We start from the raw sequence: 2,862 nt of genomic DNA, 5'->3' as shown, positions 1-2,862 counted from the left end.
TCGCGATGCTGGTCGCGATGGGCGCATTTTTGTTTCCTGAATCGATGATGGCCGCTCAACCTTCGGAGACGTGGATTTCACCTGCAGTTGCCACCGGCAGGCTGACACTTGCGTCATACCGGAGCACAGGAGATGGCCATGAAGACCTCGACCCGATTGATGGTGCTGGGCACCCTGCTGGCGGCCTCGTCCGTCGCTGGCGCACAGAATTACGGCCCGCGTGATGAAGGGCGCAAGTTCAACGATGGCAGCCGCGTGGTCTGCAAGAACGTGGAAGTGCAGCGCAATACCCGCGATCCCAACCGCATCACCGGTACCGCCACCGGCGCCGTGGTCGGTGGCCTGCTGGGCAACCAGGTAGGCGGCGGCAACGGCAAGAAGCTGGCAACTGTTGCCGGTGCCGTGGCGGGCGGCGCAGCCGGCCGGCAGATCCAGGGCAACCATCAGCAGAAGACTGGTGATCGCGTGGTCGAGCGCCGTTGTGAGCGCGTCTACCGCTGATCCCCCATGCGATGACCCCTTCCACACTGCTGTACCCCGAACGCCGGCCCTGTGCCGGCGTTCTTCGTTTCCGGTCCCGTTCCGTGAAGCGGGGTGGATGCCTATACTGCGCCGACCTCCAGGGATGAATCGCCAGTGAACGAGTCGAGTGCTGTAGACCGTCGGGAACCGTCCGATGTTGCCGATGCAGTGCCTCGCACGACAGCCAGCTACTCCCGCGTGCGCGACCGCACCGACGAGCTGGAGCTGTTCATTTCCGGCCTGCTTGCCTTCGCGCTGCTGGCCGTGCCGGGTTACCTGTTCGATGCCTGGGCGCGCAGCAGCCTGCATACCGAAGGGGTCTATTTCCAGGCGCTGTGGTTCGCCTTCAGCATCGGCGTCGGCATGTGCTACGTGCTGGCGGTGGCCTTGATCATCCACCTGGCGGTGCGCGGCTACTGGATCGGCCTGATCGGCCTGAAATCGCACTTCCCCAAAGGCATCGACTGGGATCGGTTGACGATGCTGGGGCCGTTCTCGCGTGCGTTCCTGAAGCAGCGCGACGGTGGGCTCGACGGCACCATCGAACGCGCAGACCGGCTTGCCACCATGCTGTTCTCGACCACGCTGCTGTGCGTGCAGACTTTGGCCGGCACCTTGGTGGTGGCCACTGTCTCGCTGGGCGTGGCGATGGCCATCGGTGCCGCCTTCGGTGATGTCGATCGCATCACGCTGGCGATCGTTGCGGTGCTGATGATCTTCCTGCTCGGGCTGGCGATGGTGCCGATGCTGCTGGAGAAGTCGATTGCGCGGCGCCACGCGCGGGGCCTGGACACCACACGGCAGGAGAAGCGGCTGCAGTCGGTGCTGGCTGGCCTGCAGCGGGTGCCGATGCTGCGCCTGCTGCAGACCATGCAGTGGACCCTGCAGAGCAACCTGCGCAGTCGCTCGTTCACCGTGATCTATATATCGGCGGTCATGCTGGCGATGATGCTCGCCGCCCTGCAGGTGTACGGCTCGTTGAAGTTCTCGCTGTTCAACCGCTACAGCGTGATGACCGAAGAAGCGGTGGACCATGGCATGCTGGGCGCGCACTACGAATCGCTGCGCTCGGCGCACGACCAGCTGCTGCCCTATCCGATGATTCCGGCCGATACCATCAGTGCATCGCGGTTGCGGCTGTTCATTCCGCACCGTCCGCAGCGTGACAATCCGGTAGCACGGCAGCGCTGTGCCGGTGGTGCCCGCAACGAAGCGCAGGGTGCACAGGCGGCGACAGCGGCGGTGAACTGCATGGCACTGCTGTGGACGGTGCAGCTCGATGGCGGCAAGGTCGACCTGCATGATTTCGTGCCGATGGAGCGCCGCGACCTGGACATGCGCGGACTGGTGGGCTACTTGCCGATGGCGGACCTGAAACCGGGCCGGCATGACCTGCGACTGGTCTGGAACGCCGACGGCGGCGAACGTGGGCCCAGCCGCCGTCGCGAATACAGCATCCCGTTCTGGTACGCACCGGAACCGTAAAAAGGGACGGAGGGGATCAAGTCGGTTTCTCCCCTTCGCGCCGATTACGACTTGATCCCCTCCGTCCCCTTTTTGCTGTGCAGGCGCCAGAGGGCGAGGGCGCTGTACAGCACCAGCAGGGCGGTCAGGGTGATCAGCTCGTGGCTGACCTCAGCCAGGCTGGCGTCCATCTGGTTCAGGCGCACCATCAGGTTGATGCCGGAAGTGGTGGGCAACAGTTGCGCCAGCCACACCAGTGGGCGCGGGGTCATCACCGCCGGCCAGGACAGGCTGGCCAGGAAGAACAGCGGGATCGAGGTGGCGATGATGTACTGGAAGGCGCGCTCGCGGGTGCGGAAGAAGCTGCCGACGAACAGGCCGAAGGCTACCGTCGCAGCGATGAACAGCGTACCGCCCAGCAGTTGCCCGAGTGGGTTGCCGCCACGCGGATAGTCCTGCACCCAGGCGGTGAAGCCGGCGTACCAGAACAGCCCGAACAGCCCGATCAGGCCGAAGCCGAGGGCCATGCCGGTCAGGGTGGGTAGGTCGAACTGCAGGCGCCGGCCCAGCACCAGGCGGCGACCGCCGAGCAGCACGCCGATGCCCATCAGCAGCGTCTGGTGCACGATCAGTTCGGCCACGCCGGGCACGATCGCGCTGCCATAGCCTTCCTGCGTATTGAACAGCGGCCGCTGCACGAGGGTGACTGGTGGTGCCTGAGGCGCGCCCATGAACGCGGCCTGGGTGACCGCTGCTTCGCGGCCGAACGCACCCAGTGCATCTGCCACGCTGCCCAGCACCCAGCTGGCGCGGCAATCCCAGCGGAACACCCGTCACCAGCAGGAGGGCGATGGCGCCGGTGGCTGCGAAGGGGAT

2 protein-coding genes and 1 pseudogene are annotated in these 2,862 nt (G+C 65.5%); 2 read left to right on the top strand and 1 reads right to left on the bottom strand.

Annotation, left to right across the window (positions count from 1 at the left end; translation table 11 throughout):
- Positions 1 to 132 precede the first annotated feature (132 nt).
- Both AB4Y84_RS18315 and AB4Y84_RS18310 read left to right on the top strand, forming a co-directional pair.
- Positions 133 to 501, top strand: coding sequence for a glycine zipper 2TM domain-containing protein (locus AB4Y84_RS18315; protein ID WP_025873797.1), 369 nt, complete (start codon positions 133 to 135; stop codon positions 499 to 501).
- Between the two features lie 219 nt (positions 502 to 720).
- Positions 721 to 2,007 carry a hypothetical protein gene (locus AB4Y84_RS18310; RefSeq protein ID WP_442243792.1) on the top strand — a complete coding sequence of 429 codons (1,287 nt, stop codon included), beginning with the start codon at positions 721 to 723 and terminating at the stop codon, positions 2,005 to 2,007.
- A gap of 44 nt (positions 2,008 to 2,051) precedes the next feature.
- Here AB4Y84_RS18310 and AB4Y84_RS18305 read toward each other — a convergent pair.
- Positions 2,052 to 2,798: pseudogene (locus AB4Y84_RS18305) on the bottom strand (ABC transporter permease); the annotation flags it as partial.
- Positions 2,799 to 2,862: the final 64 nt, after the last annotated feature.

The organism is Stenotrophomonas sp. 2YAF22 (assembly GCF_052114665.1).
Lineage (GTDB): Bacteria > Pseudomonadota > Gammaproteobacteria > Xanthomonadales > Xanthomonadaceae > Stenotrophomonas > Stenotrophomonas indicatrix.
The sequence above is the reverse complement of the archived record's forward strand: the minus strand, read 5'-3'. Positions and strand labels throughout refer to the sequence as shown.

Coding starts and splice junctions, on each gene's coding strand:
- AB4Y84_RS18315 (WP_025873797.1), top strand. CDS start 133: ATGGCCATGAAGACCTCGACCCGATTGATGGTGCTGGGCACCCTGCTG.